We start from the raw sequence: 14,954 nt of genomic DNA, 5'->3' as shown, positions 1-14,954 counted from the left end.
GAAATCTTAGTGAATATAGAAAAGGCCATCCAAAATAATTCGGACGGCCTTTTTTCACACAATAAAACGTGAATTATCTATTCACTAAAACCTCATTTTCGTATTTCTGAATTTCAGCAATGTAGTCGGCGCCAACCGGAACATTCTCCTGTAGGCAGTAGTAATCCCAAACAGCACTGAAAGGCATTGTTTTTAGCTCTTCGAGCATTGCTAAACGTTCGAAATTTTTGCCTGCTTCTTCCAGTTTCACCAGGTCATTGGTCGGTTCCAGCGCAGCAATCAGAAAAGCCTTTTGTGCAGCACGGGTTCCGGTTACATAAGCCCCAATCCGGTTAATCGAAGCATCAAAGAAATCGAGCCCGATGTTTACACGGTTCAGAAAGTTGTTTCGCATGATTTCGGAGGCAATCAATTGCACATCATCGTTTAATGTCACCACATGGTCGGAATCCCAACGAATTGGACGTGTAACATGCAGCAACACCTCATCCACAAATTGAAGCACCGACGAAATCTTATCACCCACCTGCTCTGTGGGGTGAAAATGCCCGTTATCCAGGCAAATCAAAATATTGTTGGCGATGGCATAACCCAGGTAAAAATCGTGTGAACCAACGGTCATCGATTCCATACCGATTCCGAAAAGCTTACTTTCCACTGCATCTTTCATGTACTCATTCGGATATTTTTCCGCCATGGCTTCATCCAGCGATTTTTTTAAATTGGCACGGTAACCATTTCTGTCCACCGGCGTATCTTTTGATCCATCCGGAATCCAGGTATTGTGCACACAAGGTGTTCCCAGTTGTTTTCCAATCTCGGCAGAAATGGCACGGCAACGCTTTACGTGCTCCACCCAAAACTTACGGTTCTCTTCGTTTTTACTCGAAAGTGTAAATCCATCGGCAGCACGTTCGTGAGAGAAGCAGGTAGCATTAAAATCCATGCCAATCCCCTGCTTTTTACACCAGTCGATCCAACTCTGAAAGTGTTTTACCTCAATCGCATCGCGATCCACCACTTCCCCCTGAAAATCGCCGTAAATGGCGTGTAGGTTCAGTCGTTGTTTTCCGGGTAATAGCGCCAGCACCTTTTCCAGGTCAGCACGGATTTCTTCTATAGTAGTCGCTTTCCCTGGGTAATTTCCGGTAGCCTGAATTCCTCCCGACAGTTCGCCGTGTTTCACTTCGCACCCGCCAACATCATCGGTTTGCCAGCAGTGAAGCGAAATATTAACACCTTTCATTTTTTCAATAGCAGCATCGGTATCCACTCCCAGCGCAGCATATCGTTCCTTTGCAAGTTCATAAGCTTTTTTGATGTTCTCAGTATTGCTCATTTTATTATTTTTTTGATTTATTCCATGTAAAATACTTCGGGTAACTCCACCGAAACGGGCGAGTTATCCTCATTTGTCTGCATAATGTCGCTCATGTTTTTCCACCAGCGCTGAACAATCTCGGTTTGTCCCAGATTTTGAGAACCACCGCCTCCTGATACTTTTTGAAACGCAAACAAGATATTTGTTTCCTCATCCAGAAAAATGGAGTATTCACTTACTCCTGCCTCCTTCAGCAGCTTTTTCAGTTCCGGCCAAATCTCGTTGTGTCTTTTCTGATACTCCTCTTTTTGCCCTTCGTTCAGGTACATTTTAAATGCCAGCCGCTTCATTATCCCAGCGCATTTAATTCAGGATACAGCCATTTAGCCACTCCAATCACAATCACCGATAAAAGAATGGTTCCGATCCCTAATAGAATAGTCCGGTACGTCCTTTTTGAAACTCCTTTCCATTCTTTGCGATAAAATCCCCATAAATTGGCTGTAAGAATAATGGTAGCCATGTGAAGGGTCCACGAACTGGCTCCGTTACCAATCTTTGTTTCACCCATTCCATAGAAAAAGAACTGCAAAAACCAGGTAGTTCCGGCAAGCGCACAAAACAGGTAATTACTGATCAGGGGTGCTTTTTTATCGACAAAATCGCTGCCGGTTTTATTTTTGAGAATCAATGCGATCGACCAAATCAGATTGGTGGTCAAACCTCCCCATAGTATCACAAAAAAAATGATATTATTTTCAAACAGGTAGGTCATCGGCCCGCCTGCTTCTCCTGCTGCCAGAAAAGGATAATTTGCTTGAACGGCCAAATCTCTGGCAGCTACCCCCATTTCCTTCCCGGCATCTATTCCGAAGCTGAAAAAGGCACTTAAAACCCCTGATATAATGGCGATGATCAAACCGGTTGCCAGTTTGAATTCAGTATTTATTCCCACCTTTTCACCGGCCAGGTCTTTATCTTTCATAATTCCGGCCCGACCACTAAGAATGATCCCCGCCAACAAGATCAAAATACCCAGCAATACAATCCGACCACCCGGACTGCTAAACAAATCAGTAAACGAAAGTCCGTTGGGCAATAATTCAGCTACACCCGGGATATTCCTTAAAATTGGTAAGCCCAGCGAACCAACCACGGAAGTAATCCCCAGCAATACTGAGTTTCCCAGCGACATTCCCAGATACCGGATAGCCAGCCCGTATGTTAATCCTCCGATTCCCCACAGAAGTCCCATGATGTAGGTGTTACGGATCACGCTGCCTTCTGCGGCCTGTAAAATTCCGGTCCAATCCGGAATGGTAACTGAGACGGCAATAAACGGCATAATCAGCCATGAAAAAAGACCACCGGTGATCCAGTAGATCTCCCAACGCCATTTCTTCACCCAATCGTATGGCATATACCAACTTCCCGAGGACATACCTCCCAGGGAATGAAAAATGATACCTAAAAGAGCATGCATAATGATTTGATTAATTTGATGTTATTTTTTATTGATTCGTCAGCATTTTAGATTTAACAAAAATATATGCACTCCCTCTCTCTATCAATACAGAAAATGAGCTTATATTTATATTTTTTGGCACTAAATAGATGAAACGGCAATTCAAATATCTAACGACCAGCGACGAGGATCTTTCGTGGGGAATTCATTTGAGTGTGGCAGGTTCTGCAAGCATCCCACCAAACACTTTGTATCCTCCGGCAGATCACCCGTCAGAATACTCTTTTTTTTGGGACGAAGGACGTGTATTGCATGAGTATCAGCTTAATTACATTTCGGAAGGTACCGGTATATTCGAAAACCGCCACGGACGGTTCCCGGTAAAGGAAGGCTCGTTGCTCGTGATTCTTCCCAACGAATGGCATCGGTACAAACCATTGACCAAAACCGGGTGGACCGAAAATTACGTGGGTTTTAAAGGGCAGATCGCCGATCACTTTTTGTCAAACCCTGTTTTTAGCAGCAGACAGCCGGTTTTGCAACTGGGAATAAAAGAGGAAATAATTGACACGCACTTGAAAATAATGGACTTTGTGCGAAAAGAACAACCCGGGTACCAGCAGATTGCCTCCGGTATGATCGTAAAACTTCTGGGGTACATTATTTCTTTTGAGAAACAAAAAGGATTCTCCGGAAAAAGAATTGCCAAAGTGATTGAAGAAGTTCGTTTTGTTATGCGGCAAAACATCGACAAGGAAATCAACCTGGAAGAGCTGGCTGAGCAACACAATGTGGGATACTCTTATTTCCGCAAGATGTTTAAAAAATACACCGGCGTTTCACCCGGGCAGTACCATTTACAACTGCGGGTAATGCGGGCAAAAGAACTTCTGGTTGCAAGCAATAAAAGCATCAAGGAAATCAGTCTTGAACTGGGATTTCAAACGATTCATTATTTCAGCCTTATCTTTAAGAAAAAGGTAGGCATGAATCCTTCGGAGTTCAGGAAAAGGATTGGGGGGAATTAATAAGCATTAAACTTAAAAACACCACAAAAGTAACCAGAGAATCACTTACCCCTGTATTGGGAAGACTCTGTTTGGTAATTTTTCTGTATCACAGTTTTAATTCATCGTGCAACTTTAAAATGTATATAGAACATATATTATTTCTTGGATGTCACTATTTTTAACATTAAGGAACGCAATATTTCGACAAAAATGAGATAACAGAGATTATTATGAGTCGCTTATTTGTCTTCCTCAAATAAGCGACATCCATAGCTTTCAAGTACAAATACAGTCTAATCAATAGCATTATTTTCTGTTATTTTCCGGACCTAAACTGGACCTACATAAATAAAAGAAAATTGTGCTAAGTACTACTCTAATATTGTTGAAGTTCAAATTTGACTAACTCAATTATTTTATCAGACTAACAGCTCCGAGAATTATTCCATTAGGCGGAGCTAAGGGACCACCTTCAGCTTTTAAATACCCGGCTGTCCGGTAAAATCCGTTAGTGCCTTTCAGGTTTATCTCCCTGATCTTTTTTCCTAACCGCTTATTTTGCCATTCGCAGGCATAAAGGGTTACTGGATTTTCTCTGTTACCAGTTGAACATATTACTGGGTCGGCTTCGTAACAATAAGCATTTTGAGGTGCTCCTGTTGTCCCTTCTCCTCTATCGATACTCTTTTCGCCTCCGGGATTCCACTCCAGAATATTTACCCCATAACGAATGGGTAATATTTCTGTTAATCCGTCTTCATAAATAATTTCGTACCATCCGAGAAGATCTGATGTGGCTGGAAAATCAGGAATATTGAAATAAGATTTTTCATTCATTCCCGGAAGTAAACAGGCATGTAAGAAAATTATGGCTGTTACATCTTTATTCACTGTAATTTTTGTTATTTCCGAGGGAAATATGCCGGGCTTGTCTTTACCAGTTTCGACTGCAACAAGGCCGGAGCCAATATCAAAACTCTTATTTTCTCTCGGAACTTCTCCGTAATTCAGTTTTCCGGGGTTAAAGTTAAACAGGCTATCGTCAGCATGCATATTATAGAAGGGAACGATATTTAATGGTGCAACCGGCTTCCCGCTATTATACAGAAGGCTTTTCCCCTTTAGATTTCTTCTTGCCTGAGCCGCCAAGGTAGAACGTATAATATTTCCCAATTCGTTAACGCTTATAGTATGTTGCGACCAGAGTAAATTAGCACATCCGATAAAATCAAGCAGTAAGTCTTTTCCAAAATTCGCTTCCGTAGTTGCAGCCCATGAAGACGGAGCTCCTCCAAGTATCGCTGGGTGTTCTATCCGCTCTGTCCAATTACTGATGTTGGGTTTAAAATTTCCAAACACCTGCTCAAAACCAAGCCGACTTAATTTCTGTTCCAACTCCGGTCTTCCCCAAAACCAGTTAAAAATCAATATGTCTTTGGGAATTTGCTCTTTTAATGTCTCAAGACCGACAGCCCCAGGAACTTTATATCGAATTCCTGTTGATGAAGTTTTTTCCTGTTCCCCTGCTCCACGGATTTCTTCGAGAAGATAATCTCCCCACATGGCAATCCTGATTTTCTTTTCAGAAAAATAATCATGTATTTTCCTGACATCTTCGGCAAATAATTTTGAATAATCTTTACCTGAGCAACGAGGACAAACACCCACAGGAGCACCATACCATTCGTCATGACCAATATGAACCATGCGGGGTTGCATTACTTCTATATATTCGTTGTAAACCTCAAACATGAGTTCATAGCTTCCCGGATTAGAAGGACAATAAGTATCAGGCCACCGGTCTCCCGGATATTCAGCCAGTTCAGGATGCCGGGTTAATAAATAGTATCCATGGCTCAGCGATGGAATTTCGGGTATTACCTCCAAAAAATTCTTACGGGCAAAATCAACAATATCCCTTACTTCATCTTTTTCCAGTATCAGTCCATCGCCAGCATCGTAATGACTTGAAGTTTTCAGTTCACCTCTGGGCCCTTCTGTTGAATTCAAACGTTTATCTTTTAAATAATTGGCAAATTCAACCCAGCCCGCATTCACCTCCGGATGCTTGTCGAGCCGCATGCATGTTATTTCCAATATCACCTTGTTAAATTTGTACAAAGCCATAAAATCGCTGACAAACCGCTTGAAAAAGGGAATGTTTTCGGAACCTGGAACATATATTCTTACTCCGCGGAACGAACAAACAGGCCAATCCATAATAGTAAGCCCCGGAAGAAATTTGCCATTTGTCTCCATAAATAATTGTCGCAAAGACTGTAGTCCATAAAATGCACCAGCATCGTCCCATCCTCCTACTGCAACAATATCATTTCTAACATGCATAAAATAGCCTTCATTTCCAGGCCTGCTTTCATTTAGGCTTAGATTATTCTTTCTGCAATAAGTTTTAATTAGTTTATTCGATCTGCTTCCAATCAAGATAACTTTTTTATTTGCAGGAATTGAGCTGGCAACTGCCACCTCTACTGCCAGACCATATCTGTCACTTAGCTCACCGGCCAATTGCCGGGATAAACGAATGTCATTGTCCGAAGCATTTTCAGGATACAGCAGAACGATATTCTCATCAACATGAAAGGTATCATTGGTAGATACAATTTCTTGTGGAAAAGGAAAAATAAGAGGTTTATCAGAAACCTGCCCACATAACATGGTTTTAAGAAAACAAAATAGTCCAATGATAATAATCTTCCTTGGGAATGAATTATTCATAATTATTAAGGTTTAGTTACAAAATACATCCATACAAAAAAAGCCGGTGTTTATCCTCTATTTCTTGTCTATCTTACTACAGCCTCTCCTTTTTGACTAAAATCCGGCGAATATTTTCCATAAAATCGATAGAAATATTGTTCATGTATCATCAAACCAACAGTCATCAAAGACTTTTCATCCCAAAAATATTTAAGATGCCTTTCCTTCATAGACGTGATATTATAGGGTTATTTACGGATACAGATCAGCAAAGTACCCACATCCTAATTTTCCCAGGCTTTTCGTTAAAATATTTCAATGCAAACTATATAAAATATTGGAATACTACCTATATCTAAAAACGAATATAGTCCTTGACGGCCGTCAACTTGCAAGAGATTATCCGGCGAATTGGAATAATAAGAGGGGCAAATCAGCCCCTCTTCTATCTATTACTTAAGAAGTAAAAACCTTAGTATCTGATGAGGTCTTAACCTTTCGTAGCAATACCAAACACAATTTACTCTCCAATAATCTGCACTTCACAAACCCTTTTTCGTTCGCGGATTTGATCCCAGTCAATAAAATAAATAAAACCGAAATCACCCAGAGAAAGCTCTCCGTCAACCAGCACAATAGTTTCGGAGCGCCCAAAAAATACTGAACGTAAATGTGCATCGGTATTAAGGCTTCCTTTGGGTTCTTCATCCGGAAAAGTAAGAGCAAATTCAATATGCTTTGGTCCGGGATGCATGTATTGTCCCTCATAGCGGCAGGTTGGGATCAATCTTTCCATTATATTATTCAAATCCTGCTGTAAAAACTCGCGTCCAAAGAAATTAAGATCATGCGAACACTCTTGCGTCATGACTGAACAAGTTGTGTGATGGGAATAGACTACACATATCCCGTTTTTTATTCCTGATTCTTCCACAATGCTCTTTACCGCATCTGTTACATTATGAAAATCAGGTCTGTGATCTTTAGACTGAAGTTCAATGGTACCTCTGTAAACTGTCATATTAAAGCCTCCTATTAGTATTAATTTATTGTTTGTATTTCGTCCCAAGCGGTTCGAACAGCTTTTATCATCTCTTCCAACATTTCCTCGGGGTTGTTTGCTTTCATTATTCCACTGGTTGTACCTGTGGCTTCTGCTCCTGCTTTTATTACATTATAAACATCTCTTCCGTTAGAAATACCAGCCCCCTGCAGTACTTGTATTTCCGGATTTATTTGTTTGATCGCAGAAATGGTTTCTCTAATGTACTCTTTGTCACTAGGCTTGCCGGTCCCGATGAGCTCTGTTGGTTCTGCAACAATAATATTGGGAGAGAAATGAGCAATTGCTTTTGCTTCTTCAATGGTATCTGCGCACACAATCGACATTAACCCAACATCATCAGCACGTTTGATCGCTTTATACAAATCACTAATGGACATGGGTCTTTCTGCATGGTTCAGCATAACTCCATGACCACCGGCAGCCTTTATCGCCTCGGGCAAAACAGAACCAAGTCCGCGGCCAGTGCTAATTGGATCCATGTGTTGCGCAAAAACAAGGATATTTTTTGTGTTCTCAACCAGTAGTTTTATATCCGTATATTGTGGGGTTAGAATAATCCCAACATCGTACTTGCGTGCTGCTTCATCTGCGGCTTTTGCTAATTTCAGCATTCTTTCACCATACATAAATGCCTTGGGACCAATCTCAAAAAAAGGTGGTTTTATCACAATTCCTTTATACATAATTTAATCTGCTTTTTTTTGGTCAAACAAACAATCATTAAACCTTACTGTGTGTTAAGTATTTTTCCAACTGCCCCTCCGGGATGAATCAAGGCAAATTGCTCAAGCTGGTAATCGGTTTCTTCCATAATAGCCACCAGCATGGCGTCAAACATTACAACAGTTGCAACAAAACTGGATGTTGCCATAATGTTATACTTATCGCTTTCTCTTTCTATTTTGAGCTGAATGACTACTTGAGATTTTTCTGCCAATGGAGAATGGAGGTTTTCGGTAACCCCGATCAGCACCGCTCCTTTCTTATTGCACACATCAATTACCGGAAGTAACTCAGCTGTTTTTCCACCGCGCGACACAATTACTACTGCGTCATTCTTTTTAATACATCCAAGTCCTCCATGCAGCGCTTCTGCCGGACTAAGAAACTGTGCATTTCGTTCAATGCAACATAATGAATGGGCAAACTTTTTGGCAGCAATTCCTGACGACCCACTCGCACAGGTTATTATTTTGGGACAGGTGCTTAAAACATCAACTGCTTTACCAAAACTAATTTCATCTAAGTATTCAATAATACCGGAGATAACTTTGCTCTCAACTTCAAGAGATTCTCTTGCCAGAATCAGCGACTTCCTTTTCATCAGACAATAACTAAAAGTTTATTATTCATGAATCAATGAAACATTATTCTTTTGATACTTAGACACATACTTGACATCCAGATCATTATCAGTAATCACACAGTTTAAGATTGAATAAGGAGCGAATGTTACAAATGAATTCTTTTCAATTTTTGTTGAGTCACAAAGCAAAAACACCTCATCTGAATTTTCAGCCATTTTTAAGGTAATTGAAGCCTCTTTTTCATCATAAGAAGTTAATCCTTTTGCCAGAGAGATACCATCAGCCCCTATAAATGCCTTGTTGGCATGATACTGTCCAATGGTTCGTTCAGCCGAATGACCATAAACAGCTTTACGTTCGTTTACGACTTCTCCTCCAATTATAATTAACTTAATATTATTAAAATTAATAAGCTCAGAAATTATAGGTAATGAATTAGTTATAACCGTTAATGATTCTCTTTTAGATATATATTTCGAAAGAAAGGACAAGGTGGAACCACAATCAATAAAAATGATATCATTATCCTCAATGAACCTGGAAGCAATTTTACAGATATACTCCTTGTTCTCTTTGTTTTGATTCATTTTGCTATTAAACGTAAATAAATTTTCCACTGCGGTATTTCGAATTGCACCACCATGCGTCCTGATTAACAACCCTTTCTCCTCCAATTCAGCCAAATCACGACGAATAGTGATTTCCGAGGCATTACAGTCATTAACAATCTCCTGCACTGTAACAGATTCATTGTCTTTTAAAAAATTTAGAATGATTTTTTTACGCGCTTCCGGAGTGGTAGTTTTTATTTTCTTGCTGTTCATTTTATTATACTTAACTCAATATTATCGACATTCAAAAAATGATCAAATCAATCATTTACAAACAAATTTAATCATTTATTTTTAATTTTCAGTAATATTCCTTTTGTAATACTACTTCTATCTTAAAAAAAATAACAATTTAACATTGTTAATATGATTAACTTATTATCTCTCCTCACCAGACCTTAACGTACACATCTTCAACAATTACCAAACACCCGTTGAAAACTAATTGTATTTTGCTGTTAGCATTGATTTCATTAACAAGCTTTATTTCACGACCTCAGTCAACCGTTCAAATAAACGTTATAAAACTCACAAATAAACCTAGTCGTTTTCATTATACCTAACCCAGGTAGACACAACTTTACTCCAATCAACAGTTTTATTCAATCCCGAGGCTCCAATTAAAGCAGCTCCCAAGCATGCGGTTTCACTACACTCAGGCGTATAAAAACCGGCATTATGCCTATCTCTTTTGATGGTAATCCAAAGGCTACTTTGTGCACCGCCACCAGTGGAAATTACCTTTCCTGAAAAGTTCTTGTCCAGAATCCGGATTAACCTATTCAAACTTTCCGATGTAGATTCAAGGATGGCTCTCACAAAATGACCATGCTTATGAAATGACCGGACATTTTTAAAGCCGGTTAACCCTGGGTATATATTTGCACATGGTCTGGCAACCAATCCTTCACTCCCACTACTTATATTCTTTGCCATATCTAACAGCTCAGGAATTGTAAACTCAGAGGCAAAGTTTTTTTGATACCACTCCAAAGCAAGTGCACCGTTATCATCAAAAGCCATCCTAAAATAATGGTCTGCAGTTATTCCCGGAGCAGAACAGCAGCCAACATCAGCAGAATATTTACCAGAATAGCCAACACAAGCCAATACAGTTCCTGTGGATTCGCAGATATTATTGTTTTGAATAATTCCGCTGCCAATGGCGGCACAATGATGATCAAGCCCCCCGAGATAAAAAGGGATACCTTTGGCAAGTCCGGTGAGCCCAGCCCCCGATGCAGTCAGCCCTCCAACAAAACTACCGGTTCGTTGAAGTGCCGGTAATAAATCCTCACTCAAAGAAAGCATATCCAACGACTTATTCCACCACCGGCATTCGGTAACATCAAGCAAACCTGTCATTGAAGCAGTACTCAGATCTGCAACTTTTTCTCCTGTTAAGCTGAAAGTCAGAAAATCAGATATGGTAAGTACATTTTTCGCCTGCTTCCAAAATTCCGGCCGTTCTTGCTGGAACCATTTTATTTTGGCAATAGCAAACTCATAATTAAACTCTATTCCCAGTCCCGTTTTTTCTCTAAAATTTTTTTCTTTTAAAAATTCTAAACCTGATGGGAAAGTATTTTGCGCTCTCCTATCAGGCCACAAAATCAACGGAGTTAACGGCTTCTCTTTTTCATCCAGCAAAATAAAACTATTGCCCTGCGATGAATAAGAAAGAGCACTTATGGCTTCCGGAATGACTCCGGCTTCCTTTACTGCCTCTTCTATACAAATGCGTAAAGTCTCCCAAAAAACAGCAACAGGTAATTCGCAAACAGTTCCATCTCCTGTTTCTTTTTTGACAAACCGGCGGCCCAAACCTTTTAGCCGGCCATCCTCATCAAAAATACCTGCCTTAAAATAGCTGGTGCCTAAATCTATCCCTAGGAAAAAACTCATTTACGCTTTTGTGTTGATTAATCTTACTGTCTCATCTACCAAAATCTTTCCCGAAGCATAATGGAAAATTGAATTCGATGCTTCATAAAACCCTTTGATTTCCGCCTCTTCTGTGGCAATATACCCCTGCAATTCACCATTGGACAGGGTAATCAGGAAAGTATTTTCTGATTTCGTTTTTAACGCGAAAGCATATTCGATAAATATCTCGCCCGGCCAGGCAGCAAAATTCCATGGGCCTATATTAATCACCTGAATTTCTGCAGGCAGACAAGTTTTATAAACCTCCTCAAGTTCCCCTTTTGCATTTAGCCTAGAAAGATGCAATAATTCTTCTGCGCCAAACCAGTCGACTTCTGCCGTACGTATCTCCTGCACATTATCCGAAGTCTTTTTCAAAAAATCAAATCGTTCCCGTGATTTTTGCTGATGCGACTCCGCCCATTCCACTTTCGGAAACCGACGCCTAGGTAAATCAACAGACTTCTGTAGGCATTTCACAGGAACGTCGGATGAAAACTCAACTCCTTCCTCCATCTTTGCCCCGATAGCATCAGCAAGAATTCTACCGATTCGGCGGGCTTCTTCAAAAGTATTTTCCTTTGTTACATGCCTCGGGCTCTGATCGCCGGCAGCTCCGGTAAAATACAATACCGGACATTCGTTTCTCAAATATTTTTCTTGTAATACCTCCCTGGTAAAGGCAGGATAATCACCACTGTACAGTTTTGAGTCTTCGTGCAATATGGTCGGATGCATGTTGCAAACCAACATACCCGCAATGTATTCGTTATTCTCATTTTTCACCAACATCACAGGAATATTCAGGTCTACCGGTCCCGAAGGATCATGCCGGTTGGTGCCTATCCCTGTACTGTCAGCCAACAAGAATCCGGCTTTGGCGGGTTCAGCATTATAAAAGGCAGAGCAGGCAGTCTGAATAATCTTATTCTCCATATAGCACACATATTCAGTATCAGCTTTCGGAACAACCGGATCATTAGAACTATTTAAGCAATCAACAGTAACCGGCCCCGAATGGGTGTGGGTTGCACTTATCATTATACTAATTCCTGGAATGCCTGTCTTTTCTGAAATCTCTCTTCGGATACGCGCTACCGAAGCCTTACTCACATATATCACATCGTTTGATACAAGCATTGCCTGTTCACCCTTATTCTCCAGATACATTGCAGAACACAACAAAGGATCGTGTACACCTTCACTTATTCGTTCAACAAAAGGATATCCAAAAAGGAACTGCGAGTCTTGTGGGGTAATATCCATAACAGCTGCCCCCGCTAATAGTCCATCATTAATTTTTATGGTCTGATTCATTTCTTTTAGTTTATTCTGTTGAACTGAAATTTTCAATACCCTTTATTCCAGTCAACCTCAATATTTTGGGCAATGGTTTCAGAAACAAATACATCGGTTCTTAATGTTTGAAGAATTGATTCCGGTACCAACGGGGTTACCGGACCATGTAGTACAAGCCGCGAAACAGAACGTTGCCATGCCGTGCTGGTTCCGTGAACCGTGATGGCGTGCATATCGAACCGATGCTTCGAGTTAATTACATCGCGTGGCCCAATGGTTGCCGCCTTTGGAGGCACTGCAGCCAGGTTTCCGCTTTTCCCAAAACTTCCATGAAGCGAATTTTGTGCAAGGGTAAACGGACTCAAGGAACAAATCCTCGCCCCCAATTGCTTCCATTCCTCCAGCGGCGCTTGGAATTCAGGAGCATCAGGTTCAATAAAGGCCAGGTGGCCCGTCCAGCCCGGACCGCTGTAACAAATATCTGCCCCACCGGCATCTTCAATCATTTGACTGTAGACGTTTATATTTTTATTGGTAAAGCTGACAAGCTGATTTTTGGGTGGCCTTAACTTTTCATCTATCTCATAATAGAAATATTTCATCATGGCGTGTGTAAACCCAAACTCCCAGTTCTCCGGGGCAATATTCCCGTTTTCGTCGGCATATTCATCCATGGCAAAAGCATAAACGTTTTTACAATCAACATTACAGGCGTTGATTAAGCGAGCCAAATGACGATAAGAAGGAGCAGGATTCGGCAAAATCATAACTAACTTTTCACCGGTTTCAGCAGAATGCCTGATTCTGTTAAACATATCTGTAACCCATATAAATTCCGCATCACTATCAGGAACGACACGAATTTTAAACTCTGGATTATCATGTTTCTCAATATCTTCTCTTTTTATTTTCAGAGCCCGTTCAATTTCCTTTTTGTCTCTGAAAGGAACCCATGGCGAAGGGCTGAATTCAAATGCTTTTTTTTCGTTCTTCATCTTTTTACATTTAATAAAGATTCGACCTGTTATTATTTGAAATATTGTTTCCCGGCAATCCAGGTTTGTATCACGTTTAGCTGTTTATCCAGGATGACAAAATCGGCATCGTAACCAGTCATTAATTTTCCCTTTCTGTACCCCAACCCGATAGTCTCTGCCGGATAAGTGCTGGCCATTTTTACTGCTTCGGCCAAATCAATATCCAGCCAAGCAACCGCATTTCTTACTGCTTGATCCATGGTTAGACCGCTTCCTGCCAAAACATTTTCTTTCACCAATCTTGCCGGTGCCCCTTTGTATGCAAATTCAATTTCTCCGCTGTTCCCAAAGGTAAAACGCCCCGGTTCAAGCCCAGCTCCTACGTTTGAATCGGTAATCAGACACACTCTGCCCGGACCTTCTGATTTGCAGGCCAACGCCATTTTCACGGCTATCGGGTCCACATGCACTCCATCAAGAATAAAATCAACACTAACCCTTCTATCAGCCAAAACAGCCTCTACCGCCCCACAGGGCCGCACCCCGGGTTCGATTACTGCGGGACAAGGAAAAACATCATAAAAATGTGTGGCATGGCACACACCCAACTCAATAGCAGCCTGGGTTTCTTTTACCGTAGCAGCAGTGTGTGTCATAAAAGCAGGGGTGTTACCCCGGGTCATCAAAGGCAATAATTTGTCAATGCCTTCAACATCAGGGGATACACTAAAAATAGCGCGATAAGGTTTTGCAGCCTGAATGAGTGATTCAACCCTTGCTGTGTCTGATAGCGATATGGCTTCCGAAGATAGTGAGCCTGTTAGCTTCAAAAATGGCCCTTCCAGGTGGAACCCAAGAATTTCAGCACCTTCCCGTTTTGTCGCGGAAAGCTCGGATAAAAATGTCGCATCTTCTCCTTTCTGCCGGGGGGTAACGGTAGGCAAAAAGCCCGTTACTCCGTATTGTGGTAAACTTCGGCATATTTCCAGCAGGTCGTCCGGTCCATTATCAACCAAAGCGTACTGGATGCCATGCATATGTAGATCGATAAAACCAGGAACAATATAGTAATCAGTGAAATCTACTATTGCTCCATTCGGTTGCACATCACCCATTGCAGTGATCTTTCCATCTTCAATCCGGATTGCTCCTTCGAGGACACCTTTTTCAGTAACCAGTTGTCCTTTTAATGTAATCCTCTGCTTTTCTATCATTTGTGCTTGTTTTTGTTCTGTTGTCCAAAAATTCTAAGGC

13 protein-coding genes are annotated in these 14,954 nt (G+C 41.0%); 1 reads left to right on the top strand and 12 read right to left on the bottom strand.

Features of this window, described 5'->3' with window-relative positions; all coding sequences use genetic code 11:
- Positions 1-73: 73 nt before the first annotated feature.
- From INQ51_RS12120 to INQ51_RS12110, 3 genes are read right to left on the bottom strand one after another with little or no spacing between them, the layout of a single operon-like run.
- Positions 74-1,339, bottom strand: coding sequence for an L-rhamnose isomerase (locus INQ51_RS12120; protein ID WP_233378232.1), 1,266 nt, complete (start codon positions 1,337-1,339; stop codon positions 74-76).
- A gap of 17 nt (positions 1,340-1,356) precedes the next feature.
- The gene (gene rhaM / locus INQ51_RS12115; protein WP_233378231.1) at positions 1,357-1,671 is read right to left on the bottom strand and encodes an L-rhamnose mutarotase; all 315 of its coding nucleotides are present in this window, start codon (positions 1,669-1,671) and stop codon (positions 1,357-1,359) included.
- Positions 1,671-2,804, bottom strand: a complete 1,134-nt coding sequence (locus INQ51_RS12110) for an L-rhamnose/proton symporter RhaT (protein ID WP_233378230.1) — start codon at positions 2,802-2,804, stop codon at positions 1,671-1,673. The genes rhaM and INQ51_RS12110 overlap by 1 nt, the downstream gene beginning before the upstream one ends.
- A 131-nt stretch (positions 2,805-2,935) precedes the next feature.
- On the opposite strand from INQ51_RS12110, the gene INQ51_RS12105 reads away from it, so the two are divergent.
- Positions 2,936-3,814, top strand: coding sequence for an AraC family transcriptional regulator (locus INQ51_RS12105; RefSeq protein WP_233378229.1), 879 nt, complete (start codon positions 2,936-2,938; stop codon positions 3,812-3,814).
- Positions 3,815-4,207: 393 nt separating this feature from the next.
- Here the strand turns inward: INQ51_RS12105 and INQ51_RS12100 are convergent, their stop codons facing one another.
- The 9 genes from INQ51_RS12100 to INQ51_RS12060 all read right to left on the bottom strand — a co-directional run bounded on the left by INQ51_RS12100 (position 4,208) and on the right by INQ51_RS12060 (position 14,914).
- Positions 4,208-6,532 (bottom strand): beta-N-acetylhexosaminidase, encoded by a 2,325-nt coding sequence (locus INQ51_RS12100; RefSeq protein WP_233378228.1) that lies wholly within the window; start codon positions 6,530-6,532, stop codon positions 4,208-4,210.
- A 502-nt stretch (positions 6,533-7,034) separates the two neighbouring features.
- The gene (locus INQ51_RS12095; RefSeq protein WP_233378227.1) at positions 7,035-7,535 is read right to left on the bottom strand and encodes a secondary thiamine-phosphate synthase enzyme YjbQ; all 501 of its coding nucleotides are present in this window, start codon (positions 7,533-7,535) and stop codon (positions 7,035-7,037) included.
- 20 nt (positions 7,536-7,555) lie between these two features.
- Entirely contained in the window at positions 7,556-8,263 is a 708-nt protein-coding gene (locus INQ51_RS12090) for a triose-phosphate isomerase (RefSeq protein ID WP_233378226.1), read from the bottom strand.
- A gap of 44 nt (positions 8,264-8,307) precedes the next feature.
- Complete coding sequence (locus INQ51_RS12085) at positions 8,308-8,904, bottom strand: SIS domain-containing protein (RefSeq protein WP_233378225.1); 597 nt, start codon at positions 8,902-8,904, stop codon at positions 8,308-8,310.
- A gap of 21 nt (positions 8,905-8,925) precedes the next feature.
- Positions 8,926-9,711, bottom strand: a complete 786-nt coding sequence (locus INQ51_RS12080; protein WP_233378224.1) for a DeoR/GlpR family DNA-binding transcription regulator — start codon at positions 9,709-9,711, stop codon at positions 8,926-8,928.
- Positions 9,712-10,038: 327 nt separating this feature from the next.
- Entirely contained in the window at positions 10,039-11,403 is a 1,365-nt protein-coding gene (locus INQ51_RS12075; RefSeq protein ID WP_233378223.1) for an FGGY-family carbohydrate kinase, read from the bottom strand.
- Positions 11,404-12,741 (bottom strand): hypothetical protein, encoded by a 1,338-nt coding sequence (locus tag INQ51_RS12070; protein ID WP_233378222.1) that lies wholly within the window; start codon positions 12,739-12,741, stop codon positions 11,404-11,406.
- 32 nt (positions 12,742-12,773) lie between these two features.
- Complete coding sequence (locus tag INQ51_RS12065) at positions 12,774-13,718, bottom strand: hypothetical protein (RefSeq protein ID WP_233378221.1); 945 nt, start codon at positions 13,716-13,718, stop codon at positions 12,774-12,776.
- 32 nt (positions 13,719-13,750) lie between these two features.
- Positions 13,751-14,914 carry an N-acetylglucosamine-6-phosphate deacetylase gene (locus INQ51_RS12060; protein ID WP_233378220.1) on the bottom strand — a complete coding sequence of 388 codons (1,164 nt, stop codon included), beginning with the start codon at positions 14,912-14,914 and terminating at the stop codon, positions 13,751-13,753.
- Positions 14,915-14,954: the final 40 nt, after the last annotated feature.

This window comes from Maribellus sp. CM-23, assembly GCF_021354595.1.
Lineage (GTDB): Bacteria > Bacteroidota > Bacteroidia > Bacteroidales > Prolixibacteraceae > Draconibacterium.
Note: the sequence above shows the minus strand (reverse complement) of the source record. Positions and strands in the feature narration are given on the sequence as shown.

Coding starts and splice junctions, on each gene's coding strand:
- INQ51_RS12120 (WP_233378232.1), bottom strand. CDS start 1,339: ATGAGCAATACTGAGAACATCAAAAAAGCTTATGAACTTGCAAAGGAA.
- rhaM (WP_233378231.1), bottom strand. CDS start 1,671: ATGAAGCGGCTGGCATTTAAAATGTACCTGAACGAAGGGCAAAAAGAG.
- INQ51_RS12110 (WP_233378230.1), bottom strand. CDS start 2,804: ATGCATGCTCTTTTAGGTATCATTTTTCATTCCCTGGGAGGTATGTCC.
- INQ51_RS12105 (WP_233378229.1), top strand. CDS start 2,936: ATGAAACGGCAATTCAAATATCTAACGACCAGCGACGAGGATCTTTCG.
- INQ51_RS12100 (WP_233378228.1), bottom strand. CDS start 6,532: ATGAATAATTCATTCCCAAGGAAGATTATTATCATTGGACTATTTTGT.
- INQ51_RS12095 (WP_233378227.1), bottom strand. CDS start 7,535: ATGACAGTTTACAGAGGTACCATTGAACTTCAGTCTAAAGATCACAGA.
- INQ51_RS12090 (WP_233378226.1), bottom strand. CDS start 8,263: ATGTATAAAGGAATTGTGATAAAACCACCTTTTTTTGAGATTGGTCCC.
- INQ51_RS12085 (WP_233378225.1), bottom strand. CDS start 8,904: ATGAAAAGGAAGTCGCTGATTCTGGCAAGAGAATCTCTTGAAGTTGAG.
- INQ51_RS12080 (WP_233378224.1), bottom strand. CDS start 9,711: ATGAACAGCAAGAAAATAAAAACTACCACTCCGGAAGCGCGTAAAAAA.
- INQ51_RS12075 (WP_233378223.1), bottom strand. CDS start 11,403: ATGAGTTTTTTCCTAGGGATAGATTTAGGCACCAGCTATTTTAAGGCA.
- INQ51_RS12070 (WP_233378222.1), bottom strand. CDS start 12,741: ATGAATCAGACCATAAAAATTAATGATGGACTATTAGCGGGGGCAGCT.
- INQ51_RS12065 (WP_233378221.1), bottom strand. CDS start 13,718: ATGAAGAACGAAAAAAAAGCATTTGAATTCAGCCCTTCGCCATGGGTT.
- INQ51_RS12060 (WP_233378220.1), bottom strand. CDS start 14,914: ATGATAGAAAAGCAGAGGATTACATTAAAAGGACAACTGGTTACTGAA.